The sequence below is a fragment of the Methylobacterium nonmethylotrophicum genome, from assembly GCF_004745635.1.
Lineage (GTDB): Bacteria > Pseudomonadota > Alphaproteobacteria > Rhizobiales > Beijerinckiaceae > Methylobacterium > Methylobacterium nonmethylotrophicum.
Genome location: NZ_SRLB01000009.1, coordinates 23,726 through 49,398 on the forward strand (window position 1 = coordinate 23,726; position 25,673 = coordinate 49,398).

General features: G+C 73.1%; 18 protein-coding genes. All 18 read left to right on the forward strand.

Going from position 1 to position 25,673, the window contains the following annotated elements:
* Positions 1 to 39: 39 nt before the first annotated feature.
* The 18 genes from EU555_RS13440 (at position 40) to EU555_RS13520 (ending at position 25,666) form a co-directional block, all read left to right on the forward strand.
* Positions 40 to 753: an ABC transporter ATP-binding protein gene (locus tag EU555_RS13440; RefSeq protein WP_135415352.1), complete on the forward strand. Its 714-nt coding sequence runs from the start codon at positions 40 to 42 to the stop codon at positions 751 to 753.
* Between the two features lie 343 nt (positions 754 to 1,096).
* Positions 1,097 to 3,019 carry an ABC1 kinase family protein gene (locus tag EU555_RS13445; protein WP_135415153.1) on the forward strand — a complete coding sequence of 641 codons (1,923 nt, stop codon included), beginning with the start codon at positions 1,097 to 1,099 and terminating at the stop codon, positions 3,017 to 3,019.
* 58 nt (positions 3,020 to 3,077) lie between these two features.
* Complete coding sequence (locus EU555_RS13450) at positions 3,078 to 3,365, forward strand: hypothetical protein (protein ID WP_135415154.1); 288 nt, start codon at positions 3,078 to 3,080, stop codon at positions 3,363 to 3,365.
* Positions 3,362 to 3,598 (forward strand): hypothetical protein, encoded by a 237-nt coding sequence (locus EU555_RS13455; RefSeq protein WP_135415155.1) that lies wholly within the window; start codon positions 3,362 to 3,364, stop codon positions 3,596 to 3,598. The genes EU555_RS13450 and EU555_RS13455 overlap by 4 nt, the downstream gene beginning before the upstream one ends.
* Positions 3,599 to 3,670: 72 nt before the next feature.
* Positions 3,671 to 3,988 (forward strand): DUF6312 domain-containing protein, encoded by a 318-nt coding sequence (locus tag EU555_RS13460; RefSeq protein ID WP_135415156.1) that lies wholly within the window; start codon positions 3,671 to 3,673, stop codon positions 3,986 to 3,988.
* Positions 3,989 to 4,332: 344 nt separating this feature from the next.
* Positions 4,333 to 4,620 carry a DUF6200 domain-containing protein gene (locus EU555_RS13465; protein WP_135415157.1) on the forward strand — a complete coding sequence of 96 codons (288 nt, stop codon included), beginning with the start codon at positions 4,333 to 4,335 and terminating at the stop codon, positions 4,618 to 4,620.
* 101 nt (positions 4,621 to 4,721) lie between these two features.
* Positions 4,722 to 6,416 carry a B12-binding domain-containing radical SAM protein gene (locus EU555_RS13470; protein WP_135415158.1) on the forward strand — a complete coding sequence of 565 codons (1,695 nt, stop codon included), beginning with the start codon at positions 4,722 to 4,724 and terminating at the stop codon, positions 6,414 to 6,416.
* On the forward strand, positions 6,413 to 6,730 hold the full coding sequence (locus tag EU555_RS36140; protein ID WP_167858535.1) for an acyl carrier protein: 318 nt from the start codon (positions 6,413 to 6,415) through the stop codon (positions 6,728 to 6,730). The genes EU555_RS13470 and EU555_RS36140 overlap by 4 nt, the downstream gene beginning before the upstream one ends.
* Positions 6,727 to 7,755 (forward strand): adenine nucleotide alpha hydrolase family protein, encoded by a 1,029-nt coding sequence (locus EU555_RS13480; protein ID WP_135415159.1) that lies wholly within the window; start codon positions 6,727 to 6,729, stop codon positions 7,753 to 7,755. The genes EU555_RS36140 and EU555_RS13480 overlap by 4 nt, the downstream gene beginning before the upstream one ends.
* Entirely contained in the window at positions 7,745 to 8,653 is a 909-nt protein-coding gene (locus EU555_RS13485; RefSeq protein WP_135415160.1) for an ACP S-malonyltransferase, read from the forward strand. The genes EU555_RS13480 and EU555_RS13485 overlap by 11 nt, the downstream gene beginning before the upstream one ends.
* Positions 8,654 to 8,668: 15 nt before the next feature.
* Positions 8,669 to 10,639, forward strand: coding sequence for an asparagine synthase (glutamine-hydrolyzing) (asnB, locus tag EU555_RS13490; RefSeq protein ID WP_135415161.1), 1,971 nt, complete (start codon positions 8,669 to 8,671; stop codon positions 10,637 to 10,639).
* A 13-nt stretch (positions 10,640 to 10,652) separates the two neighbouring features.
* On the forward strand, positions 10,653 to 11,714 hold the full coding sequence (locus EU555_RS13495; protein WP_167858536.1) for a GNAT family N-acetyltransferase: 1,062 nt from the start codon (positions 10,653 to 10,655) through the stop codon (positions 11,712 to 11,714).
* The gene (locus EU555_RS13500; RefSeq protein WP_135415163.1) at positions 11,711 to 12,868 is read left to right on the forward strand and encodes an acyl-CoA dehydrogenase family protein; all 1,158 of its coding nucleotides are present in this window, start codon (positions 11,711 to 11,713) and stop codon (positions 12,866 to 12,868) included. Before EU555_RS13495 ends, EU555_RS13500 begins: the two co-directional genes overlap by 4 nt.
* Positions 12,869 to 13,262: 394 nt before the next feature.
* Complete coding sequence (locus EU555_RS13505) at positions 13,263 to 17,216, forward strand: non-ribosomal peptide synthetase (protein WP_167858537.1); 3,954 nt, start codon at positions 13,263 to 13,265, stop codon at positions 17,214 to 17,216.
* Entirely contained in the window at positions 17,213 to 19,915 is a 2,703-nt protein-coding gene (locus EU555_RS13510; protein ID WP_135415165.1) for an aminotransferase class III-fold pyridoxal phosphate-dependent enzyme, read from the forward strand. Before EU555_RS13505 ends, EU555_RS13510 begins: the two co-directional genes overlap by 4 nt.
* Before the next feature lie 113 nt (positions 19,916 to 20,028).
* Positions 20,029 to 21,120, forward strand: a complete 1,092-nt coding sequence (locus EU555_RS13515; protein ID WP_245524292.1) for an efflux RND transporter periplasmic adaptor subunit — start codon at positions 20,029 to 20,031, stop codon at positions 21,118 to 21,120.
* On the forward strand, positions 21,117 to 24,182 hold the full coding sequence (locus tag EU555_RS36145; RefSeq protein WP_167858538.1) for an efflux RND transporter permease subunit: 3,066 nt from the start codon (positions 21,117 to 21,119) through the stop codon (positions 24,180 to 24,182). Before EU555_RS13515 ends, EU555_RS36145 begins: the two co-directional genes overlap by 4 nt.
* Positions 24,179 to 25,666 carry a flavin-containing monooxygenase gene (locus EU555_RS13520; protein ID WP_167858539.1) on the forward strand — a complete coding sequence of 496 codons (1,488 nt, stop codon included), beginning with the start codon at positions 24,179 to 24,181 and terminating at the stop codon, positions 25,664 to 25,666. Before EU555_RS36145 ends, EU555_RS13520 begins: the two co-directional genes overlap by 4 nt.
* Positions 25,667 to 25,673: the final 7 nt, after the last annotated feature.

Sequence of the window (25,673 nt, forward strand, 5' to 3'; positions counted from 1 at the left end):
GAAGCGTCCAGGGCTGACGCGTCCGCGGCCGACGCCGCGATGACCGGGGCGGCGGGAGCGGGCCTCGTCCTGACGGAGGTGTCGAGCGGTTACGGCGCCGTCTCGATCGTGAGGGGCGTGTCGCTCGCGATCCGGCCGGGGGAGAGCGTCGCGCTGCTCGGCAAGAACGGCATGGGCAAGACCACGCTGCTGAAGACGATCCTGGGGCTCGTCGGATTGCGGTCGGGGGCGATCGCGATCGACGGACGCTCCGTCGCGGACCTCTCGCCCGCGAAGCTCGTGGCGCTCGGCGTCGGCTACGCCCCCCAGGAGCAGCCCCTGTTCCAGGACCTCTCGATCCGCGACAACCTGCGTCTCGCCCTCGCCTCGGACCGGCTCCTGCCGGAGGCGCTCGCGCGCGTGTTCGGCCACTTCCCGTTCCTGAAGGACCGGCTCTCCCAGCGCGCCGGCACGCTGTCGGGCGGCGAGCAGAAGATGCTGATCCTCGCCCGCGCCCTGATGCTGCGGCCGCGCCTGCTCCTCATCGACGAGATCTCCGAGGGCCTGCAGCCCTCGGTCGTCGACCGCATCGCCGCCGCGCTCGCGGCCGAGCGGGTCGCGAACGGCACCACCATGCTGATCGTCGAGCAGAACCTCGACTTCGCCCTCCGGGTCGCGAACCGCTGGGCTGCGCTCAAGCTCGGCGAGATCGACGACGAGGGTCCGGTCGACGGCGATGCGCGGGCGCGGATCCTTCGCCATCTGAGCGTCTGACGCCGCATCGCCTTCGAGCGGGCTCGAAGGCGCAGGGGGAAGGCGCAAGGGCATGACGCGGTCGTGCGCAGGAGTTCGCGTCTCCCATGATCGCGCCCCGACGCCCGGTGCCGGATGGCCCGCCGAGATCCTGTCCCGGCCGGCTCCGGCCGCGACGTCGGTCAGTTCCGTCAAGCCTTCCGGCGCGGCGACGATCCGGGCCGGCCCGCCGGCGGCCGTCTCCTGAAATCCAGATCGGCCGATCCGCGATCGACGCGGCGCAGAGACGACGCGCGGACTTGTGGCATGACAGGCCTGCACTTGTCAGGCATGCTCCTGCGCGCCGCCGTCGTTGGGGGATGACGTGGAAGAGGCTGATCGGGTCGAGCGGGCGGTCGGCGCCGCCCTGAGGCGGTGGCCCGGGCCGGTCGACATCGCCCCGGAATATCGGCCTCGCGCACAGGGCCCCGCGGAGCCCGAGGGCGTCGTGCGCAGCCTGCCGCGGCGGGTGGTGACGCACAAGGCCAGCGATTCCCACGTCGCGCTGCCGATGGCGAAGGTCCTGGTCCACCGGCCGGGCCTCCTGCGCCCCGCACAGCGCCTCCTCGTCTGGGCCGGCGCGACCGGGCGCTTCTTCCTCGGCAATGCCGTCGACGCGCTGCGGGGCCGCAACACCGTCGAGCGGCGCGCCGAACGGCTGCGCCGCGTCTTCGAGGATACCGGGGCGACCTTCGCCAAGGTCGGCCAGCAGCTCTCCCTGCGCGCCGACCTGCTGCCCTATGCCTACTGCGTCGAGCTCAGCAAGATGCTCGACCAGGCCAAGGCGATCCCGACCGAGGTGGCGATCGCCGTCGTCGAGAGGAGCCTCGGGCGACCGCTCGCGGAGGTGTTCGAGGCCTTCGACCCGGAGCCGATCGGCGCGGCCTCGATCGCCTGCGTGTACCAGGCGGTGCTGCGGACCGGCGAGCGCGTCGCCGTCAAGGTGAAGCGGCCGCAGATCGGCGAGACCCTGGCGGCGGACCTGCGCGCCCTCGACTGGCTCCTGATCGGCGCCGAGACCCTCACGCTGATCCGGCCGGGCTTCACCGCCCGCTTCCGGCAGGAGCTCAGGAAGATGCTCCTCGCCGAGCTCGATTTCCGCGCCGAGGCCCGCTACACCGACATCTTCCGGCGCCGCGCCAAGAAGGACGGCAACACCGTCACCGCCCCGCGCGTCTATTTCGACCACTCGACCGAGGACGTGCTCGTCACCGAGCTGATGTCGGGCGTGTGGATGTGGGAGCTGATGGCCGCGGTCGACGCGAAGGACGCGCCCTTCCTGGCGGCGTTGCAGGCGCGCGGCATCGAGCCGAAGGCCGTCGCGCAGAACCTCATCCGCACCGTGCACCGGGAGCTCCTGGAGGAGCTCTTCTTCCACGGCGACCCGCACCCGGCCAACCTCGTGGTGCTGCCCGGCAACCGGATCTGCTTCCTCGATTTCGGGGCGATCGGCCGGTTCTCGACCCAGACCCGGAACATGTGGCGGGAGCTGCACTACCACATGCGCAACCGCGACGTCGCCCGGATGGTCGCCTCCACCGTCAACCTCTCGGGACCGCTGCCGCCGATCGACGTCGAGCGGGTGATGAAGTCGGTGGAGGGCATCTACGCCGACTGGGTCTACGCCATCAGCAGCAAGGACGCCGAATGGTGGGAGCGCTCGACCTCGCAGACCTGGCTGCGCTACATCAGCCTCGCGCGCGACAACGGCCTGCCCGTCAGCCTGGAGACGATCCAGTTCTTCCGCTCGACGGTGCTGTACGACTCGATCATCACCCGTCTCGACAAGGACATCGATTTCGACGAGGCGTGGAAGGCGCATACCCGCCGCGCCGCCAAGAAGGCGCGGCGGCGGGTGCGCCGCGCGATGGCCAAGCGTATCTACGGCCCGACCCGCATGGACTACCTGCGGATCGAGCAGGCCGCCGACATGGCGACGCAGGCCTTCTTCCGGTATCAGCAGGAGATCGAGCAGCCGCTCATCCGGTTCCGCAACATCGTCGGCAAGATCGCCTACACCATGAACGTGCTGCTGAAGCTCGCCGTCGTCCTCGCGGTGGTCACGGCGGGCTGGCTGGTGATGCCGGTCGGCCTGCATCGCTGGCTCGGGATCGAGATCGACGGCGGGCGCCTGGTGGAGGCGGCGACCTCGGTGGGCTGGCCGCAGGCGGCGCTGCTCGCCCTCGGGGTCCTGCTGATCCGGCGCATCCTGTTCCGGATCAACGACCCCGACACGAAACCCGACTGAGCGGACGGCGCCCGGACCCGTCGCGGACCGTCCTTCCCCTCCGCAGAGGCATTCCCCGATGATCCTCGACCCCGCCGACCCCCTGGTGCTGCCGACGGCCATCATCGACATCGGGGCGCAGAAGCGCGGGCGCATCCGCCGGCTCCGGCAGTCGTCGGGCGCCCTGAGCCGCCGGCTCGCGGCGCTCGCGGGGCGGATCTGCGAGGCCGCGAGGCTGAACGACGCGCGCGACGTGATCCCGGTCGTGCTGCTCTACGAATGCGTGGACGATCCCCCGGCCGGCAGGCTGCTGCCGAAGCCCGTGCCGGGCGAGGCGGCGAGTGCGCCTCCGGGAGAGCCGGCGTGACCCGGCGCTGCCTGCCTCCGGTGGTGGTCGACCTCGGGCGGGTGCGGGAGGCCGACATCGCGGCCTTCCAGGCCGGGCACGGCCCGCTGGTTGCCGAGGTGGAGCGCGCCCGGCGGTTGCTTCTGTCGGGGCTCGCCCCCACCGCTTCCGGTAAGATCATCGTGCCCATCGTCGTCCGCTACAGACAATCCAGAACAGTTTCCGATGGGTCCGGATCGGGATCCGGCCGCTGAAATGCGCTTGCCAGCGTGCTTCGACTGGATCATGATTGGTTTCAGCGGAGCGTGCCCGGCAGGAGGACTCCGGTGGACAAACTCGTGAAGCGTGTCACCGCGGTCAGCCTGGAGGCAGGCGGACGTCAGGCGGACGTGATCTATCGTGCCTCGGGCAAGAAGCGCCGGAAAGTGTCGCCGCTGCTCAAGCCGTTCGAGCGAATTCAGCGTAAGTTGCTGGAATCGCAAGAGGTTGGCGGTCGTGAAGGCTTGCGGCTGCACGAGAAGTCCAACCGCAAGCGCCGGGACGGATGGCTCGCCGACGCGCTCGAAAACCAAATCAAGTCCAATCGCAAGGCCTACAACGTCGCCCGCAAGGCCTTGCCGGGCGGCGTGCTGCCCAAGGCCTGAGAGCTTTTCGATCTACGAGGACAGCACCGCGAAGACATCGTCCGTCCCATCCGCGACCTCATCCTGAGGTGACCGGCGATCGAAGATCGCAGGTGAAAGGAGCCTCGGAGAAGGGCTCCGGACACCACGGTGATTGCCGGAGGCCTCCTTCGAGGTCAGTCGATCTTCGATCGTGCGCGATCTCCGATCGCCGACACCTCAGGGTGAGGTTGAGGGCGGGATGAATTTGCCAAGCACGTCAAACAGGCTCTGAGACATGAGGCCTGAGACGGTGCTGCGGCGGTCACGCCGCGATCCCGAAGCGATCGACCGATTGCGTATGATGATTCCGAACGGAGCCCGGCATGGCCACGCAGCCTTCCTCGGTCGTCTTCGAAACGACGACCCATGACCCAGCCACCGTGACGGTCGCGAACGGCGCCGCGACGCCGGCCCCGATGCTGATCGTCGACCTGGGCAAGCGGCAGTCGAAGGACAAGATCAAGAAGCTCCGCAAGGGCCGGGGCAGCCTCGTGCCCCGGATCGAAAAGGTCGTGCGCGAGCTGGTGGCCTCCGGCGCCGTCGCGGCGGACGCCCAGCCGGTCGTGATCGTGGTGCGGGAGGAGACGCCGCCGCTCTGGCCGTTCTCCTGAGGCGCGCGGGCCGCGCCTTCGGGCGCGGATGGCGCCGGTCCGGCGCGGCACCGGATGGCCGCGCATCGACATTCCCTTGGTCCCTGATCGGGAGGCGCGGGTTGAAGACCTTCCTGGCGATGGCGCCCTTCTGGGACCCGTACTGCCCGCCCCTCGGCATCACCTCGCTGCAGGCCTACCTCAAGGAACGCGGCCGCGACGTCGCGATCTTCGACTTCAACACCTCCAAGGAGATCTGGCGGGCGCAACGCGCCTATTTCGACGCCTTCGTCGACGCGGTGCCGGCGGCGCGGCACTGGAACATCATGCGGGTCGGGCCGGACTACTTCGCGCGCCACCAGATGGCATGGCTGTCCCTGCGCGACGACCCGTCCGCCTACCGCGACCTCGCCGCCCGCATCCTGAACATCGACGGCCGCCAGCGGATCGACCCGCGCACGCTCGCCGCCTTCGACCGCATCTTCGAGGCGATATACGCCCGGATCGACGCCCTCCTGGACGAGCAGCTCGCGCGCCACCGGCCGACGGTGGTCGGCTGCACGATGCTGACGACGACGCTCCCGGCCTCCCTCCACATCCTCAAGCGCGCCAAGGCCTTCGATCCGGAGATCCGCACCGTGCTCGGCGGGCCCGGCCCGATCATGGGGGCGGGCGCCGACAGCCCGGACACCCAGCGCATCCTCGACCGCTGCCCGTACGTCGACAACGTGGTGATCGGCGAGGGTGAGATCCTGATGGACGCCCTCCATGCCGGCCTCCTGGAGCGCCGGCGCATCTATGCGCTTCGCGACGTCTCGACCGAGCTGGCCGAGCGCGCCGCGACGCCGGTGCACAGGAACCTCATCAAGGATGTCGGGCGGCTGCCGACGCCGGACTATACCGGGCTCGCCGTGCCGCACTACACGCGCCTGTCGGTGGGGGTGACCCGCGGCTGCGCCTACCAGTGCTCGTTCTGCTACGAGACCACCTACTGGCGGCGCTACCGCAAGCGGCCGATCGAGAGCGCCCTCGACGACATCGAGGCGCTGAGCGCCCGCCACGGGCGCAGCAGCTTCTTCCTCTGCGACTCCCTCGCCAACCTGTTCGCCGAGGACCTCGCCGACGGCGTCCTGCGGCGCGGCCTCGACACCCGCTGGGACGCCTACCTGCGGGCCGACGCGCCGCTCACCGATCCCGACTACGTCCGCCACCTCGCGGCGGGCGGCATGGTGCGGGCCCGCCTCGGCGTCGAATCGGCCGACCAGGCGACGCTGGATCTCATGAACAAGCGGACCTCGTCCGACGTGATGGGCGAGGTGATCGAGACCCTGGCGGAGGCCGGCATCGAGACCTCCACCTTATGGATCGTCGGCTTCCCGAACGAGGACGAGGCCGCCTTCCAGGCCTCCCTCGACTTCCTGTCCGATCACCGCGACGCGATCTTCGCCGCCGATCCCTGGCAGTTCGTCTTCCACCCGACCACCGGCGACGTCCCGGTCTTCGGCCGGCTCACCGCCGCCGACAGCTTCGAGGCGCGGCTCGGCATGCACCGGATCTATCCGGAGGAGTACGACGACGCGCTCCTCGTCCAGTACTACGAGCTCGACATCCCGGACGTCATGGCGGTCAAGCTCGACCGCATCGCCCGGATGGGGGCCCGGATGGCCGAGTGGGGCATCCCGAATCCCTACTCGATGGCCGAGTGGCGCGCCGCCGACCGGCGCTGGCAGGCCCTGCATCCGCGCCGCCCCCGGCCGACGGCCGTGCCGCAGGCGCGGCCCGTAGCGCAGGAGAGGGCAGGGGGGCAGGCAGGATGAGCGCGCAGACTGTGCTGGCCGAGGCCATGGCGCCGGCCGAGGACCCGGCTGTGAAAGAGGCGGTCCGGGACCGGATCCGGGACTTCGCCGCCGCGACCTTCCTGGTCGGGGCCGGCGAGGTCGGTCCGGATACCGACCTGTTCGAGGCGAACGTCATCGACAGCTTCGGCTTCGTCGAGCTCGTCTCCTTCCTGGAGCAGACCTTCGGGATCGCGATCGAGGAGGACGACCTGACCTCGCCCGAGATGGCGACGCTCGCCGGCATCGAGCGGGTCGTCACCGGAAAGCTCCGGCAGCAGGGCGCCCTCCGGTGACGGGGCCGCGCCCGACCCCCGTCCAGGCCTGCCGGCGCTGCCTGCTGCCGGCGACCCTGCCGGGGCTCGCCTTCACGGCCGACGGCCTGTGCGACCTCTGCGCGGCGACCGGCGAGGCCGAGGCGGAGGCGGAACGGGTCGCCCTGCGCGCGCGCCTCGACGCGCTCTACGCCGCGCATCGCGGCACGCGGCCCTATGCGGCCATCGTCGCCTATAGCGGGGGCAAGGACAGCTCCTACACCCTCAAGCATCTCGTCGAGGAGCAGGGCCTGCGCTGCCTCGCGATCACGGTCGATAACGGCTTCCTGTCGGCGGGCACGCTCGACAATTGCCGCGCGGTCTGCGCCGCCCTCGACGTCGACCTCGTCGTGTTCACCCCGAGCCGGCGTTTCACCGAGCGGATGTACCGCGCGAGCGTCGAGCGCGACGACCTGCACGCCCCGGCGGCGGTCAAGCGCGCGAGCGCGATCTGCTCGTCCTGCATCACCCTCATCAACACGCACATGCTGCAGCGGGCGCTCGAATTGCGGGTGCCGATCGTCGCTGGCGGCTATCTCGGAGGGCAGGTGCCGCGGGACGGCGCCGTGATGACGCTCCGGCCCGGCCGCCAGGCCCGCATCCGCACCGCGCTGGTCAACCGCTTCGTCGGCGCCCTCGGAGAGGGCGCGCGGCGCTACTTCGACCTGCCGGGCGCGGCCGAGGGCGACCCCGAGGTCGTCGTCGTCAACCCGATGCTCGGCGTCGCGCTCTCCGAGGAGGCGATCAAGGCGGCGCTCGCGCCCCTCGGCTGGCGCCAGCCGACCGATACCGGGCTCACCTCCACCAATTGCCGCCTGAACGACCTCGGGGTCTATCTCCATTCGCGCCGCCACGGCTTCCACCCCTACGCGATGGAGATCGCCGAGCAGCTGCGCGGCGGCACGATCTCCCGCGAGGCGGCGGCGCGCAAGCTCGGCACGCTGCCCGGCCGCGGCGACGTCGCCTGGATGGCCGAGCGGATCGGGCTTCCGGCCGATGCCCTCTGAGCCGCGCGCCCTCCTGTTTCCCGGCCAGGGCGCCCAGCATCCGGGGATGCTGGAGCCGTTCCGGGGCGCGCCGGGCTTCCGGGAGAGCGCGGCGGTCGTCTCCGACCTCCTGGGCTTCGACCTGCCGGCCTCGATCGAGGCCCGGCCCGAGATCCTGCGGGAGAACGCCGTCAGCTCGCTGGCGACCGTGCTGGCGAGCGTCGCCGCCCTGCGCGGCGTACAGGCGGGCGAGACGGCGGCGGTCGCCGGCTACAGCGTCGGGCAATGGACCGCGCTCCACGCCGCCGGCAGCCTGCCGGAGGAGGCCCTGTTTCGCCTCGTCCATGCCCGCGCCCGCCTGATGGACGAGGCCCTGGCCGCGAGCGCGCCGAGCGGCATGACCGCGGTGATCGGCCTGCGGGCGGCGGATGTCGCGGCGGTCTGCGGCGAGGTCGCGGCGCCGGATCATCCCGTCGGCGTAACCAACGACAACGCGCCCGGCCAGGTCACGATCGGCGGCACGCTCCAGGCCCTCGACCGGGTCGAGGCGCGACTGTCGGCCCTGCGGCCGAAGGCCCTGCGCCGCCTCGCGGTCGCCGGGGCGTGGCACAGCCCGCTGATGGCGCCGGCCGCCGCGGCTTTGGCCGAGCTGCTGCGCGGCCTGCCGCTCGCGAGCCCCCGCCTGCCGGTGGTCGAGAACGTGGCGGGCGACTGGCTGACCGGCACACCGCACGATCTTCTCGCCCGGCAGGTGGCCGCCCCGGTGCGCTGGATGCAGAGCGTGCGCACGCTGGCGGCGTCGGGCATCCGCACCTGCCTGGAGGTCGGCTACGGCGACGTGCTGACCCGGTTCGGCTTCTTCATCGACCGGTCGCTGACGCATCTCGCCCTCGCGCCGCCGCCGCGCGGGCGGGCCTGACGGGAGGCGGCGGGCATGTGCGGCATCGCCGGCCTCCTCGACCTCGCGGGAACGCCCCGCCCCGCCGCCGAGCGCGCGGCCGAGGTCGAGGCGATGCTCGATCGCCTCGCGCATCGCGGCCCCGACGAGGCCGGCGTGGTCGCGGATGCGCGCGTCGCCCTCGGCGCCGTGCGCCTGCGGATCGTCGACCTCGCGCTCGGCCAGCAGCCGATGGGCGACGAGAGCGGGCGCTGGTGGATCGCCTTCAACGGCGAGGTCTACAACTTCCCCGAATTGCGCGCCGAGCTGGAGGCAGAGGGCGCCGTCTTCCGCTCGCGCTGCGACACCGAGGTGGTGCTGCGCGCCTGGATGCAGTGGGGCGAGGCGGCGGCGTCGCGCCTGGAGGGCGGCTTCGCCTTCGCGCTCCACGACCGGCGCGCGCGCTGCACCCACCTCGTGCGCGACCGCGCCGGCAAGCGCCCGCTCTTCTACCGCGAGGAGGCGGGCGGCCTCGTCTTCGCCTCCGAGATGAAGGCGTTCTTCGCGCGGCCCGGTTACGGCTTCGCCTGGGACGAGGGCGGGTTGAGCGCGCTCTTTGGCCAATGGACGCCCTTCGGCGAGGCCACGCCCTACCGGGGGATCCGCCAGGTGCCGGCGGGCGGTAGCCTGCGGGTCGATCCGACGAGGATCCGGCTCACCCGCTACGCCGAGATGCCCCTGGCGCGGGGCGACGCCAAGATCGGATTCGAGGCGGCGGCGGAGCGTGCCCGGGCGCTCCTGCGCGGCAGCGTCGCCCGGCGCCTGCGCGGCGACGTCGAGGTCGCGGTCCTGCTCAGCGGCGGGCTCGACAGCGCGGTCGTGGCGCATCTGGCGGCCGAGGCGGGGGCCCGGCCGCCGCGGGCCTTCTCGGTCGGCTTCACCGAGGCGGCCTTCGACGAATCCGCCGACCAGGACCTCGTCGCCGGACGCCTCGGGCTCGACCACGACCGCCTCGTCATCGGCCCGGGCGACATCGCGGCCGCCTTCGAGCCGGCGCTCTGGCACGCCGAGATCCCGCAATTCCGCACCGCCTTCGTGCCGATCTACCGCCTCGCCGGCCGGATCCGGGAGGCCGGCTGCAAGGTGGTGCTGAGCGGGGAAGGGGCGGACGAGGTCTTCTACGGCTACGACCTGTTCAAGGAGACGGCGCTGCGGGCGGAGTGGCCGGCGCTCGACGCCGAGACGCGGCGCAGCCGGCTGCGCCGCCTCTACCCGTACCTTCCGCATTTCGCGACCGGGGACACGCGGGCGCTCGAAGCCCTCTTCGCCCGCTCCAGCGCCGGCGCCGACGACCCGCTCTACTCGCACGCCCTGCGCTTCGAGAACGGGCGCCTCGCCCAGCGCCTGCTGAGGGTCGCGCCGCAGGACGGCGCCCTGCCGGAGGTCGCCGCCGGGCTCGCCGGGCTCGATCCCGTTGCGCGGGCGCAGTGGCTCGAGACCCGCACCCTGATGGAGGGCTACCTCCTGTCCTCGCAGGGCGACCGGATGACCTTCGCCCACGGGGTCGAGCCGCGAAACCCGTTCCTGGCGCCCGACGTCACCGCCTTCGCGGCGGGCCTGCCGCGCCACTTCCACCTGACCCCCGAGGACGGCGAGAAGCGCCTGCTCAAGGCCGCCTTCGCGGACGTCCTGCCCGCCCGCATCCTGGAGAAGCCCAAGCAGCCCTATCGCGCCCCGGACGCCGCCGCCTTCGCCGATCCGGCCGCCGGGCGCCTGATCCCCTGGGTCGAGGACGCGCTCGCGCCCGCTTCGCTCGGTGAGGTCGGGCCCGTCGAGGCCGGGGCGGCCCTGCGCCTCGTCGACAAGGTCCGGCGCAGCGGCGGGGCGGTGAGCCCGCGGGAGAACCAGGCCTTCCTCCTCCTCCTCTCCCTCGTCCTCCTGGATGGGCTCTACGTGCGCGGCACCGGCCGCGAGCGGCGCGCCCCGCGCCCGCCCTGCACCCGGGCGGTCCTGCGCGACGCGGCCTGACGGAGCGCGCGCCATGCCCCTGCATATCGGCGCCTACGAGGGGGACGGCTCCGACCTCGCCGACCTGATCGGGCGCTCCTGGCGCACGGCCTATGCGGGCAAAGCCTGGTTCCCGCTCTGGGACCGCGACTACGTGGCGTGGCGGATGATGGATCCGCGCATCCTCGACCGGGAGCTGATGGCCTGCGCCTACGACGGCGACGCCCTGATCGGCTGCCTCATCGGCGAGGAGGCGCGGTTCGCGATCCGCGGCCGCTCGGTGCCGGGCAGCCTGACCTCCTATCTCAGCATCGCGCCGGAGACGCGCCACCGTGGCCTCGCCCTGCGCCTGCTCGACCACCAGAAGCGGCTCCACCGGGAGCGCGGCCTCGCCTTGAGCCTCGGGGTGACCAGCACCCGGCCGGGCTCGCTGGCCAAGCGCTTCTGGGACAGTGCCGCCGCGCGCCGGCCCGAGGACGTCGCCTTTCTGCGGCCCCTGCGGATGTGGAGCGCGGTGGTCGACCCGCCCGGGGTGGCCGCAGCGGGGCTCGACCGGCTCGAACGCCTCGCCCCCTGGCTCGCCGCGCCGCTTGCCGCCGCCGCCCGGGCCTGGCCGCGCCCTCCCGCGCGTCCCTTCGCGGCCGCGGACCTGCCCGCCTGCGCCGCCTGGACGGAAGGCCGCATGCAGGGCGCCGCCTGCCGGATGGCGTGGTCGCCGGCGCGCCTCTCGCTGCAGCTCGACCATCCGGCGAGCCACACCCTTGTGTTCGAGGAGGGGGGCCGCGCCACCGGCTTCGTTGCCGCCTACCTCATCGACTGGCTCGGCGCGGCGCCGGTGCGGGTCGGCTTCATCGAGCTCGAGGGCGGGGAGGGCGGGACGGCGGCCGCCGCCCGCCGGCTCGCCGCGGCCTCGCGCGACCTCGCCGCGCGGGGCGCGCAGATGAACGTCGTGATCGACGGCGGCACGGCGCCCGGGGCGGCGCTCCTCGCCGCGGGCTTCGCGCCGGTCGATCCCCACCTCGTCACCGTGACGCTGTTTCCCGATCCCTCGCTCCGGCTCGACGCCCGGATGCCGATCCACACGGCCTTCACGTGAGCGACACCCTCGACCCCGCGGAGATCCGCGCCAATGTCCGCCGCTTCGCCGAGCGCGAGGTGCGGCCGGGCTCGGCCGCCCGCGACCGGGAGGAGCGCTTCGACGCGGGCCTGTTCCGCCGCCTCGGCGATCTCGGCGTGCTCGGGGCCCTCGCTTCGGCGCGCTACGGCGGCGCGGAGCTCGATCCGGTCGCGGTGGCGATCATCCACGAGGAGCTCGCCGCCGCCGATCCGGGCCTTGCCCTCGCGTATCTCGCCCATGCGGTGCTGTTCGTGAACGCGGTGGCGCGGCATGCGGGCGAGGCCCAGCGCACCCGCGTGCTGCCGGATGCCTGTTCCGGCCGGACCATCGGCGCGGTCGCGATGAGCGAGGCGGGTGCGGGCAGCGACCTGATGGCGATGCGCACCACCGCCCGGCGCGAGGGCGGGCGCTACGTCATCGAGGGCACGAAGACCTGGATCACCAACGGGGCGCTCGGCCCCGGCGACCTCGGCGACGTCGCCCTCGTCTACGCCCGCACCGGGGAGGGGGTGCGCGGCCTCTCGCTGTTCCTCGTCCAGCGCGGCATGCCGGGCTTCCGGCTCGGCGGCGTGATCGGCGGCAAGCTCGGCATGCGCACCGCGACCTGCGCCGAGCTGGTCTTCGACGGCTGCGCGGTGCCGGACGGGAACCGGGTCGGGCCGGAGGGCGGCGCCGTGATGATGCTGATGCGCACCCTGGAGATCGAGCGGCTGATGCTGGCCGCGATCGCGCTGGGGATCGCGCGGCGCGCCCTCGCGATCATGAACCGTTATGCGAGCGAGCGCCGGACCTTCGGGGCGCCGCTTCGGGAGCACGGCCAGATCCAGGGCTACCTCGCGGAGAGCTACGCGGCCTTCCGGGCGGGGCGCGCCTACGTGGCGGCGGCCGCCTCCGCGCTCGCCGGGCCTGGCTGCGGGGCCGATGCCGACGGGGCGAAGCTCTACTGCGCCCGGATGGCCAAGACGGTCGCCGACCACGCCATCCAGGTGCTCGGCGGCAACGGCTACGTCGAGGCCTACGAGGTCGAGCGCCTGTGGCGCGACGCACGTCTCCTCGAGATCGGCGGTGGTACGAACGAGATGCTGCAGAAGGCGATCACCCGGCACCTGACCCGTCCGGAGACGCTGGAATGAGGAGACTCTCGCACGGGGAGACGCCGGGATGACGTGACGCCCGCATGAGCATCGCGCGAACCGACCCGCGATCGCGCCGTCGCCGGACAAACATGCCGGCATTCCGCGCGCGCCCAGTGTCGCGCCGGTATTGGCCTGATCGCGCCCAATCCGGCGGCCTGCCGTTCCGGCATACATCAAATGATTGATGTTGATCTTGGGCTGAATGCATGGCATCATCTCGGGATTGAGTGTTTTCCTCTTGAATTGGATCCGTCTCCTCTGCGGGAGATAGGGAGAGCACCGGCCGATCCGGTGGAGATCGGCCATTCCGACAGCCGCTGACTGTGATGGGCTGCGCTGCCGACCGGGCGGGCCGCCGATCTCCGGCCGCGAGGAGGGCGAGGTGATGCGGATGGCGGAGACGGACCGCGTTGCAGGGCGCGAACCGGCAGCGCGGGAGCCGTCGGCGGCAGAGGACGGGGGCGGGGAGAGAGTCCGGGCGTCCGATCCCTTCCCGCTCACGGATGTCCAGCGGGCCTACTGGCTCGGCCGGTCCGCCGCCTTCGACCTCGGCAATATCGGCTGCCACATCTACGCGGAGATGCGGATCGTCCCGGCGGCCCTGCCGCAGGTCGAGCCGGCCTGGCGGCGGCTGGTGCAGCGCCACCCGATGCTGCGCGCGGTGATCCGCCCGGACGGGCTCCAGGAGGTGCGCGCCGACGTCCCGCCCTACCGCATCTCCCATCTCGACCTGACCCGCGCCGCGCCGGAGCGGGCGGAGGCCGCGATCGGCGCGGTGCGGGCCGAGATGTCGCATCGCGTCTACGCCGCCGAGACCTGGCCGCTGTTCGAGCTTCGCACCACCGCGACGCCCGCGAAGGTGCTGCTGCATTTCAGCCTCGACCTGCTCGTCGCGGATTTCTGGAGCATCCAGATCCTGCTCGGCGAACTCGCCCGCCTGATCCTCGATCCGGGCGCCGACCTCGTCCCGCTGACCATGACCTTCGCGGATTACCTCGCGGCGGCCGAGGAGCGCCGGAACGGCTTTCGCCTGGAGCGGGCGCGGCGCTACTGGGTCGATCGCCTCGACACCCTGCCGCCGGCGCCGCGCCTGCCCCTCGCCCGGCAGCCCGGCACGATCGCCCGCCCGGTCTTCCGGCGCACCAGCCTCACGGTCGAGCCCGCGGCCTGGGCAATCCTGAAGGCGCGGGCGCAGGCGGCGGGCCTGACGCCCACCGGCGTGGTGATGGCGGCCTTCGCCCGGGTCGTCGCGGCGTGGAGCGAGAGCCGCCACTTCACCCTCAACCTGACGCTGTTCAACCGCGCGCCCCTCGATCCCCAGGTCTACGGCATCGTCGGCGACTTCACCGCGCTCCTCCTGCTGGAGGTCCGCGACGACCCGGCGCGGGGCTTCCTGGACTTCGCCCGGGCGCTCGCGGCGCAGTTCCGCACCGACCTGCGCCACCGGGCCTATGACGGGATCCGTCTCCTCCAGGACATCGCCCGGCGCGGCGACCCGGACCGGCCCGCCGCCATGCCGGTCGTGTTCACGAGCGCGCTCGCCAACAGCATGCCGGGGCTGGAGACGACGGTCGAGGCCGGCAGCGTCGAGTACGCGGTGAGCCAGACGCCCCAGGTCTGGATCGACCACCAGGTCTACGAGCGGGCAGGCCGCCTCTTCCTGTCCTTCGACGCCGTCGAGGCGCTGTTTCCCGCCGGCCTCGTCGAGGCGATGGCGGCGGCCTATGACGCGCTGCTGCACCGTCTCGCGGCCGACGACGCGGCCTGGCACGCCAATCCCGACCTTGTCCCGGCGGCCCTGCGCGCGCCGATCCTGGCGGCGAACCGCACCGAGGCGCCGCTCCCCTCCGGCCTCCTCCACCTGCCGTTCCTCGAGCAGGCACGGGCGCGGCCCGATGCGCTCGCGGTCGTCACCCTCGAGCGGCGCCTGACCTATGCCGACCTCGCGCGGCGCGCCCGCGGGCTCGCCGCGCGCCTCCAGGCCCTCGGCGTCGGGCCGGGCCGCCTCGTCGCGGTGGTGATGGAGAAGGGCTGGGAGCAGGTCGTGGCCGTGCTGGCGGTTCTGGAGGCGGGCGCGGCCTACCTGCCCCTCGACCCGGACCTGCCGGCGGCGCGCCGCAACGCGCTGATGGCCGAGGGCGGCGTCGGAATCGTCCTGACGCAGCCCTGCCTCCTGCCGCGCCTCGCGTTGCCGGCGCAGGTCTCGGCCCTCGCGCTCTCGTGGGGCGAGGTCGGCGAGCCCCTGTGCGAGGCGGGGCGGGCCGTTCCCGGCGACCTCGCCTACGTCATCTTCACCTCCGGCTCCACCGGCCAGCCGAAGGGCGTGATGATCGAGCACCGCAGCGCGCTCAACACGGTCCTCGACATCAACGCCCGGTTCGGCATCGGCCCCGGCGACCGGGTGCTCGGCCTCTCGTCCCTGAGCTTCGATCTCTCGGTCTACGACATCTTCGGCACGCTGGCGGCCGGGGCGACCCTGGTGATCCCGCACGCGACGAGCGCGCGCGAGCCCGGCGACTGGGACGACCTCGTGCGCCGCGAGGGCGTGACGGTCTGGAACTCGGTCCCGGCCCTCTACGGCCTGTGGCTCGACCGCCTGGAGGCGGAGCCCGGCCCGGTCGCCCGGACCTTGCGCCTCGCGCTGCTCAGCGGCGACTGGGTCCCGCTCGGGCTGCCTGCGCGCTCGCGCGCGCTCCTGCCGGGCACCCGGACGATCAGCCTCGGCGGGGCGACCGAGGCCTCGATCTGGTCGATCGTGCACGAGATCGGCGCCCTCGACCCCGCCTGGACCAGCATCCCGTACGGGACGGCTCTGGCCAACCAGACCATGCAGGTGCTCGACGCCGATTTGCGCCCCTGCCCGCCCTGGGTGCGGGGCGAGATCTGCATCGGCGGCGTCGGACTCGCCCGCGGCTACCTCAACGATCCGGACAAGACCGCCGCGAAGTTCGTCGTCTCGCCGCATGACGGGAGCCGGCTCTACCGCACGGGCGACCGCGGGCGGCATTTCCCCAACGGCGCCATCGAGTTCCTGGGCCGCGACGACGGGCAGGTGAAGCTGAACGGCTACCGGATCGAGCTCGGCGAGATCGAGGCGGTGCTCGCGCGCGACCCCCGGGTGGCGCAGGCGGCGGTCACCTTCGAGCGCACGCCCTCGGGCGGGCGCCTCGCGGCCTTCGTGGCGGCGCCCGGCCTCGACCCGGCGGAGGTGGCGGAAATCGCGCGCGCGACCCTGCCGGCCTCCATGGTGCCGGGCCTGTGCCGGGTCCTGCCGGCGCTGCCCCTGACGCCGAACGGCAAGATCGACCGCCGCGCGCTGCTGCGGCTCCTGCCGCCGCTCGACGCGGCGCCCGCACCCGCACCCGTCTCAGCCCAGGCCGGGGAGGAGGAGATCCTGCTCGCGCTGGTGGCGGGCGAGCTCGCGCGGCCGGACCTCGCCGCCGCCGACAACCTGCTGGCGCTCGGCGCGACCTCCCTCGACCTCGTGCGGATCGTCGGGCGGATCGAGGCGCGGTTCGGGATCCGGCCGTCCTTCGCGGCCTTCTTCGCCGATCCCACCGTCGCGGCGCTCGCCCGCACTATCGCGGCCGAGAGTGCGGCGAACAGCGCGGCGCATCGGCGCCGCGCCCCGCTTCCGGCCAACCAGAACCGGCCGGCCGCGGAACCCGTCCTCCTCGATCCGGCGGAGCGCGAGGCCTTCCTGCGCGCGGAGCACGGACGCCGGCGCTGTCCCGAGGAGTGGGGGCGCGTGGCGCTGCCGCCGCCTGCGCCCGCGGACGGGCCGGAGCGCCGCAGCGTCCGCAGCTACCTGCCGGATGCGGTGCCGCTCGGGACGCTCGGGACCTGGCTCGGCGCGCTCGCCCGCACGGCCGCCGGGCGCCGGCCTTACGGCTCGGCCGGCGGCACCTACGCGGTGCAGTGCTACCTGCACGTCAGGCAGGGCGGCGTCGCCGGATGCCCGGCCGGGACCTTCTGCTACGACCCCGCCGACCACGTCCTTATCCCGCTGACCCTCGGCGTCGATCTTTCCGAGGAGATCCACGAGCCCTTCGCCAACGCCCCGATGGCGCGCGGCGCCGCGGTCTCGGTCTTCCTGGTCGGCGAGCCGCGGGCGATCGAGCCGCTCTACGGCGAGATGGCCTCGCGCTTCCTGCTGCTCGAGGCGGGCGCGATGGGGCATGCCCTCGAATGCGCGGGGGCCCGCTGCGGCCTCGGGATCTGCGCCATCGGCTGGCTCAACTTCGAGCCGGTCCGGCCGCTGTTCCTGCTCGACGAGCGCCAGCCGCTCCTGCACGCCCTCGTCGGCGGGCTCGCCGAAGGCGCGATCGAGGAAGGCGTCGTATGACCGCGTCGGAAGTCCTGGCGGATCTCCGCCGGCAGGGCGTCACCCTCTGGGCCGACGGGCCGGACCTGCGCTTCAGCGCCCCCCGGGGCGTCGTGGACGCCGCCGCCGTCTCCCTGCTCTCGCGCCACAAGCCCGAATTGCTGCGGCTCGTCGCCAGCCCGTCCGAGGCCGCGCCCGAGGCGGCGCCGCAGCCCCCGCCCGCCGCCCTGCCGCTTCGGGCGCCGGCCGGCTTCTCCCTCGACGACGACGTCCTGTCGCTCGCCGCGATCCCCGACTGGGTGCTGGAGGACCAGGCGCCCTACGTGCGCCACGTCTCGCCCTACAAGGGCTTCCTCTACGGCCGGATGGGGCTCGACAAGACCTTCCTGCGCGGGGAGGGCTGCTACCTCGTCGATGCAGACGGGCATCGCTACGCTGACTGCATCGCCCAGTTCGGTGCCGTGCCGTTCGGCCACGACCCCGATCCCGTCTGGGACGCGATCGTGGCCCTGCGCCGCGAGCGGCGGCCGAACCTCGTCATCACGTCGATCTCGCAGGAAGCCGGGGCCCTGGCCGAGCGCCTGCTCGCGCTCGCCCCGCCGGGTCTCGCCCACGCGGTGTTCTCCAACAGCGGCGCGGAGGCGGTGGAGGCCGCCCTCAAGCTCGCCCGGGTGGCCACGGGCCGGACCGGCATCCTGTCGGCCCGCGACGGCTTCCACGGCCTGACCCTCGGGGCGCTGTCGGCGACGGGCCGCGACTTCTTCCAGCGCGGCTTCGGCGCGCCGGCCGCCGGCTTCAACTACGTGCCGTTCGGCGACCTCGCGGCTGTGGAGGCCGCGATGGCGGCCCGGCCCGGCTACTTCGCGGCCTTCATCGTCGAGCCGGTCCAGGGCGAATCCGGCATCCTGCCGGCGCCGCCCGGCTACCTGCGGGAGGCGCAGGCGATCTGCCGGCGCCACGGCGCTCTCCTGATCGTCGACGAGGTCCAGACCGGGCTCGGCCGCACCGGGCGGCTCTTCGCCTGCGAGGAGGACGGCGTCACGCCGGACGTCATGGTCCTCGCCAAGGCGCTCGGCGGCGGCCTCGTGCCGGTCGGGGCCTGCCTCTACACCCGGGAGGTCTACCGCGAGAGCTTCGACCTGCGGCACGGCTCGACCTTCGGCGGCAACGCGCTCGCCTGCCGGGCCGCGATGGCGACCCTCGACCTCCTGACACGGGACGACCAGGCCCTCGTGCGGCACGTCGCGGCGGTGGGGCGGACGCTGCGCGCCGACCTCGACGCGGTGCAGGCGGAGTTTCCCCGCCTCGTCGCCGCGGTGCGGGGCCGGGGCCTGATGCTCGGGGTCGCCCTCGACCTCGACCAGGCGGGCCGGGCGGCCGGCGGCATCATCTCGGCGATGCAGCAGCAGGGCCTGCTCCTCTACCTCGTCGTCAGCTACCTGCTCAACGTCGCGCGCATCCGCATCGCGCCCTCCTTCACCCAGGGCACGGTCCTGCGGATCGAGCCGCCGCTCGTGGCGGACGAGGCCTTCTGCGCCGCCGTCGCGGCGGGGCTGCGGCGCGTCCTGGCGATCCTCGAGCGGGGCGATGCCGGCGCGCTGCTCGCCCACCTCATCGCGCCGGGCGCCCCGATCCCGGCCGAGCCCGCCTCGCCCCGCAAGGCGCCCGCCTCGCCCGGCGAGGCGCCCGCCACCGCCGCCCGCTTCGCCTTCGTGGTGCACCTCCTCGGCCCCTCGGACATGCACCGCTTCGACCCGAGCTTCGCGCGCTTCACGACCGCCCAGCTCGACGGCTTCCGGCGCCGCACCGCCCCCTTCGTGCGGCCCTTCGCGAGCGGCGCGCTGCAGGTGCGGGACCGCGCCGGCCGCGAGGCGGCGGGGGAGCTCCTGGTGATCCCGCACACGCCCGAGGAGCTGCTGGCGCTGCCGGGCGCGGAGGCCCGCGACCTCGTCCAGCGGGCGGTGGATCTCGGGGCGGAGCGCGGCGCCGCGGTGATCGGGCTCGGCGGGTTCAGCTCGATCGTCTCGGATGGCGGCCTCGCGCTCAAGGCACCGCCGGAGCTGCGGATCACCAGCGGCAACAGCCTGACGACCTGGACCGCGCTCGCGGCGGTCGAGCGGGCCTGCGCGGCGCGGCGCATGCCGCTCGAGGGCTGCACGGTGGCGATCCTGGGTGCTGCGGGCGCCATCGGGCACGCGCTCGCCCGCCTCTGCCCCGACCGCGCCGGCGCGCTCCTCCTCGTGGGCAACCCGCGCAGCGCGCAAGGCGGCCTCGACCGGCTGGAGGCGATCGCCGCCGCGTGCCGCGCCGCGTCCGGGCGCCCGGTGCGGGCGACCCTCGACCTCGACGCGCTCGCGGAGGCCGACGTGGTCTTCACCGCGACGAGCGCCGTCGCGCCGTTCCTGCGCGGGACCCAGCTGCGCCGGGGCGCCCTGATCTGCGACGTCTCGCGGCCGAAGAACGCGATGCCCGACCTCTACGCCGAGCGCCCGGACCTCGTGCCGGTCGGAAGCGGGCTCCTGCGCGCGCCGGCCGGCGCCGCCCTCGACCGCCTGGGCGAGTGCGGGCAGCCCGACGTGCTCGTCGCCTGCGCGGCCGAGACGATCGTGCTGGCGCTCTCGGGGCACCGCGACGGCCATCTCTGCGGCGCCCTCGACCTCGCGACCATCGAGGCGATCGGGCGCCTCGCCACCCAGGCCGGCTTCGCGGTGGTGGAGTGACGGGCGCCCCGACGGGCGGCTCTTGGCGAAGGGGGGAGGGGATGGAGGTCCGGGTGAGCGGGGGGCGGACGGGAGGGCGGCTCCGTTGCTCGGTCGGCCCGCGCCCGCTCGCTGTGCTCGCCCTTCTCCTCCTGGCGGGCTGCCACGAGGCGGCCCCGCCGCCGCCCGCCGCGGCGCGGCCCGTGCGCACGACGCTCGCCGAGCGTCGGTCGGTGACCGAGCATCTCTCCCTCACCGGCACGGTCCGGGCGCGGGACGAGGTCGGGCTGTCCTTCCGCATCGACGGCAAGCTCGTCGAGCGCACGGTCTCGCCGGGCGATGCGGTCGTCCCCGACCAGGTCGTCGCCCGCCTCGACCCGCAGGTGGAGCAGAACGCGCTGCGCCAGGCGGAGGCCGACGTCGCGGTCGCCCAGGCGAGCTTCGTCCAGGCCCAGCGCATGGAGGCCCGGCAGAAGGAGCTCCTGACCCGGGGCTACGCCACGCGCGTGGTCTACGAGCAGGCCGCCCAGCAGCTCGAGACGTCGCAGGCCCAGCTCGACGCCGCGCGGGCGCGGCTGCGCACCGCGCAGGGGAGGGTGTCCTACACCGAGCTGAAGGCCGACCGGGCGGGGATCGTCACCGCCAAGCTCGCCGAGCCGGGCGAGATCGTCCGGGCCGGCCAGATAGTTCTCCAGGTGGCCCGCGGCGGCACCAAGGACGCGGTGTTCGAGGTGCCGGCCCCGATGTTCCAGCTCCGCGGCGTGCCGGAGAATCCCGAGATCACGATCGTGCTGGCGGAGAACCCGGAGGTGACGGTGACGGGCCGCGTGCGGGAGGTCGCCCCGCAGGCCGACCTCTCGACCCGCACCTTCGGGGTGAAGATCGCCCTCCTGGCGCCCCCCGAGGCGATGCGGCTCGGGGCGATCGTGCGCGGCAGCATGAACCTCGTCTCGCCTCCGGTCATGAAGCTGCCGGCGAGCGCGCTGACCAGCCTCGGCGACAGGCCGGCGGTCTGGGTGGTGAGCCCGGCCGACGGCACGGTCGCCCTCAGGCCGATCGAGGTGATGCGCTACGACGCCGACATCATCGTGGCGGGGGCCGGGCTCGACGACGGCGAGCGGGTGGTGACGGCGGGCGTCCACGCCCTCAAGCCCGGCCAGAAGGTGCGCCTGCTCGCCGCCGGCGCCGCCCCCGCCCCCGCCCCCGCCCCGACCTCCGTTCCATGAGCATCCTCGACTTCAACCTCTCGCACTGGGCGATCACCAACCGGTCGCTCGTGACCTTCGCGATGATCGTCGTCATCGCGACGGGGGCGTGGTCGTTCCTGCGCATCGGGCGGGCCGAGGATCCGCCCTTCACCGTCAAGCTGATGGTGATCAAGACGCACTGGCCGGGGGCGACGACCGGCGACACCATCCAGCAGATCACCGACCGCATCGAGAAGAAGATGCAGGAGGTGCGGTTCCTCGACCACCTGCGCAGCTACACCACGCCCGGCGAATCCACCGTGATGGTGACCTTGTCGGATCTCGCCACCGCCGCCCAGGTCACGGCGACGTGGTACCAGGTCCGCAAGAAGATCGACGACATCCGGGCGAGCCTGCCGGACGGGACGGTCGGGCCGTTCTTCAACGACGAGTTCGGCGACACCTACTCGATCATCTACGGCTTCACCGCCGACGGCTTCTCCCGCCGGGAGTTGCGGGACGCGGTCGAGGACATCCGCTCGCAGCTCCTCCAGGTCCAGGACGTCGCCAAGATCGAGGTGATCGGCGCGCAGGACGAGCGCCTTCTGCTCGAATTCTCGCTCCAGCAGCTCTCGAGCCTGCGCGTCGACCGCAACGACCTCATCCGCTCGCTGCAGGCGCAGAACGTCGTGGCACCCGCAGGCCAGGTGCGCACGCCCGACGAGCGCATCCTGCTGCGCGTCTCGGGCGGCTTCGCGTCCGAGCGCGATCTCCTCGCGGTGAACTTCGTCGCCAACGGCAAGATGTTCCGCCTGAGCGACATCGGCCGGGTGCGGCGCACCTACGTCGACCCCCCGAAGCCCATCTTCCGCGTCAACGGCACCGAGGCGCTCGGCCTCGCCATCTCGATGCGCGAGAGCGGCAACGTGCAGCGGCTCGGCGAGAATGTGGCCGCGGCGATGCAGGAGATCGTGCAGGACCTGCCGGTCGGGATCGAGCCGCATCTCGTGGCCAACCAGCCGGTGATCGTGACCCACGCGATCGGCGAGTTCCTGAAGTCGCTCTGGGAGGCCATCGCCATCGTGATGCTGGTGAGCTTCCTCAGCCTCGGCCTGCGGGCCGGCGCCGTGGTCGCCCTGTCGATCCCCCTCGTCCTCGCGGCGACCTTCGTGGCGATGGACCTGTGCGGGATCGACTTCCAGCGCGTGTCGCTCGGCGCGCTGATCATCTCGCTGGGGCTCCTCGTCGACGACGCCATGATCACCGTCGAGATGATGGTGAAGAAGCTCGAGGAGGGCTGCGACGTCGCCACCGCCGCGACCACCGCCTACGTCACCACCCACTTCCCCATGGGCACCGGCACGCTGGTGACGATCGCGGCCTTCCTGCCGATCGGCACCGCCAAGAGCGCGGCCGGCGAGTACACCTTCTCGCTCTTCGCGGTCGTGGCGCTCTCGCTCGTCATCTCCTGGTTCGTCGCCGCGATCTTCACGCCGCTGATCGGGGTCGTGCTCCTGAAGGCGCCGAAAGGCCACGGGACCCACGGTCCCGGCCTCGTCGTGCGCGCCTTCCGCCGCGTGCTCCTCGTCGTGATGCGCTTGCCCCGCGCCACCGTCGTCGCCACGCTGGCGCTGTTCGGGCTCTCCCTCGCCGGCATGGCGCTGGTGCCGCAGCAATTCTTCCCGCCCTCCGACCGGCCGGAGCTGCTCGTCGACCTGCGCTTCGCCGACAGCGCCTCGATCTACACCACGACCGAATCCACCGCGCGCCTCGACGCGCTCTTGGCCAAGGAGGAGGATGTCGAGAGCTGGAGCACCTATGTCGGGCAGGGCGCGGTGCGGTTCTACCTGCCGCTCAACGTGCAGCTCGCCAACGAGTATTTCGGGCAGGCGGTGGTGGTGAGCCGCAGCATCGCGGCGCGCGAGCGCCTGCGCGCCAGGCTCGCCGCCCTGATGCCGGAGACCTTCCCCGAGGCGGTCTGGCGCATCTATCCCCTCGAGCTCGGCCCCCCGGTCGGCTGGCCGATGCAGTACCGCGTCTCCGGGCCCGACCCGGTCACGGTGCGGGATCTCGCGCTGCGCTTTGCCGGCACGCTCGCGGCCGATCCCCGCCTGCGCAACGTGAACTTCGACTGGGTCGACCCGACCCGCACCGTGGAGATCAAGGTCGACCAGGACCAGGCGCGGCTCCTCGGCGTCTCCTCCGAGACGCTGTCGCAGTTCCTCAACACGGTGGTGTCGGGCATCACCATCACGCAGGTGCGCGACCGCATCTATCTCCTCGACGTGGTGGCGCGGGCCTCCGACGAGGAGCGCGTCTCGCTGTCGAGCCTCAAGACGCTGCAGATCCCCCTGCCCAACGGCCGCACCGCGCCCCTGATGCAGATCGCCGCGATCGGATTCGGCCAGGAATTCCCGGTGATCTGGCGGCGCAACCGGCAGCCGACGCTGACGATCAATGCCGAACCGGCGCCGGGCTACCAGCCGGAAGCCGTCGCCCTGGCCTTGCGGCCGGCGCTCGCCGCCTTCCAGGCCACGCTCCCGCCCGGCTACCGGGCGGCGCTGGGCGGCGTGCCGGAGGAGAGCGCCAAGTCGCAGGCCTCGGTCGCGGCGGTGCTGCCCCTGATGCTCCTCCTCCTCACCACCATCCTGATGGTCCAGCTGCACAGCTTCCAGAAGCTGTTTCTCGTCGTGAGCGTCGCGCCGCTCGGGCTGATCGGCGTGGTCGGCGCGCTGCTCCTGTTCAACAAGTCCCTCGGCTTCGTGGCTCTGCTCGGCGTCGTGGCCCTGATCGGGATGATCGTGCGCAACTCGGTGGTGCTGATGGTGCAGATCGACGCGGAGCGCGATGCGGGCGCGCCGCCATGGGACGCGGTGGTCGAGGCCTGCACCGACCGCTTCCGCCCGATCATGCTCACCGCCGCCGCGGCGATCCTCGGGATGATCCCGATCGCCTCGACGGTGTTCTGGGGGCCGATGGCCTACGCGATCATCGGCGGCCTCGCGATGGCGACCGTACTGACCCTGATCTTCCTGCCTGCCCTCTACGTGATCTGGTTCCGGATCCGGCCGCCGAAGCCGGACGCGGAGCCCGCCCGGTGACGGGCGGGATGCGGGTCGCGATCATCGGCGCGGGTCTGTCGGGCATCGTGATGGGGCTTCGCCTGAAGCGGGCGGGCTTTCACGACTTCGTCCTGCTCGAGAAGGCCGGGCGCCTCGGCGGCACCTGGAGGGACAACGCCTATCCGGGGGTGGCCTGCGACGTCCCCGCGCATTTCTACGCGCTCGCCGACGCGCCGAACCCGGACTGGACGCGCCGCTACCCGCCGGGGGCTGAGATCCTGCGCTACGCCGAGACGGTCGCGGCCGAAACCGGCCTTCAGCCGCACCTGCGCTTCGGCCAGGAGGTCGTGGCGGCGGATTGGACCGGCCGGGACTGGATCCTGACGATGTCGACCGGGTCCACCCTGCGCGCCGACGCGGTCGTGTCGGCCACCGGCCTCCTGCATCATCCGCGGCTGCCCGCCATCCCGTCCCTCGAGCGGTTCGCCGGCCCGGTGATCCACACCGCCCGCTGGCGCGACGACGTCGCGCTCTCCGGCCGGGCGGTCGGGATCGTGGGCACCGGCTCCTCCGGCGCGCAGGTCATCCCGCACCTGGCCGAGACGGCCCGACGGCTCACGGTCTTCCAGCGCACGCCCGCCTGGGTCCTGCCGCTCCCCGACCGCCGCGCGCCCGCGTGGCTGCGGCACGCTTTACGCCGCGCGCCCCTCCTCCTGCGCCTCTGGCACGCGCTCGGCTCGGAGGTGCTGGCGCGAACCTATGCGGCGTCCTTCGTCGGGGAGAGCCCCCTGGTCCGCCGGCTGATCGCGCGCCGCTGCGCGCAGGCCCTGCGAACCGTGCGCGATCCGGGCCTGCGGCGGACGCTCACGCCGGATTTTCCGCCCGGCTGCAAGCGGCTCGTCTTCTCGGCGCGCTACTATCCGGCGCTTCAGCGCCCGAACGTCGCGGTGGTCGCGGCGCCGGTCCGGGAGGTCGTCCCGGAGGGGCTCGTCACCGCCGACGGGCGGCTGCACCCCCTGGACGTCCTGGTCCTGGCCACCGGCTTCGACGGGCAGGCCTACCTGCGCCCGCTCCGGCTGAGCGGCGTGGGCGGCGCGACCCTCGACGCGCTCTGGCGGGAGCGCCCCCAGGCCTACCGCGCGGTCGCGCTCCCGAAGATGCCGAACTTCTTCCTGCTGCTCGGGCCGCACAGCCCGACCGCGACCGTGTCGGCCGTCAAGGTCGCCGAGTGGCAAGCCTCGTTCATCCTGCGCTGCCTCGAGGTCGCGCGGCGGGAGCGGGCCGCCCTCTCGCCGACCTGGTCGGCGCTTCGGCGCGAGATGGCGCGGATCGACGCCGCCCTGGCGGGCACGGTCTGGGCGAGCGGCTGCGACAGCTGGTACCTCGACGCGTCCGGCCGGCCGGGCCTCTACCCGCTGCCTCCGGTGCAGTACCGGTCCGCGCTCGCAGCCGGGCCGGACCGGCGCGACTTCGAGTTCTGGGACGTCGCCGGTTCGAGGACTGCCGAGGGCGCTATCGCGTGACGCTACG

What these genes read in the sequence shown, in the direction of transcription:
- EU555_RS13440 (WP_135415352.1), top strand. Translation starts at nt 40, where the DNA reads ATGACCGGGGCGGCGGGAGCGGGCCTCGTCCTGACGGAGGTGTCGAGC.
- EU555_RS13450 (WP_135415154.1), top strand. Translation starts at nt 3,078, where the DNA reads ATGATCCTCGACCCCGCCGACCCCCTGGTGCTGCCGACGGCCATCATC.
- EU555_RS13465 (WP_135415157.1), top strand. Translation starts at nt 4,333, where the DNA reads ATGGCCACGCAGCCTTCCTCGGTCGTCTTCGAAACGACGACCCATGAC.
- EU555_RS36140 (WP_167858535.1), top strand. Translation starts at nt 6,413, where the DNA reads ATGAGCGCGCAGACTGTGCTGGCCGAGGCCATGGCGCCGGCCGAGGAC.
- EU555_RS13485 (WP_135415160.1), top strand. Translation starts at nt 7,745, where the DNA reads ATGCCCTCTGAGCCGCGCGCCCTCCTGTTTCCCGGCCAGGGCGCCCAG.
- asnB (WP_135415161.1), top strand. Translation starts at nt 8,669, where the DNA reads ATGTGCGGCATCGCCGGCCTCCTCGACCTCGCGGGAACGCCCCGCCCC.
- EU555_RS13495 (WP_167858536.1), top strand. Translation starts at nt 10,653, where the DNA reads ATGCCCCTGCATATCGGCGCCTACGAGGGGGACGGCTCCGACCTCGCC.
- EU555_RS13505 (WP_167858537.1), top strand. Translation starts at nt 13,263, where the DNA reads ATGGCGGAGACGGACCGCGTTGCAGGGCGCGAACCGGCAGCGCGGGAG.
- EU555_RS13510 (WP_135415165.1), top strand. Translation starts at nt 17,213, where the DNA reads ATGACCGCGTCGGAAGTCCTGGCGGATCTCCGCCGGCAGGGCGTCACC.
- EU555_RS36145 (WP_167858538.1), top strand. Translation starts at nt 21,117, where the DNA reads ATGAGCATCCTCGACTTCAACCTCTCGCACTGGGCGATCACCAACCGG.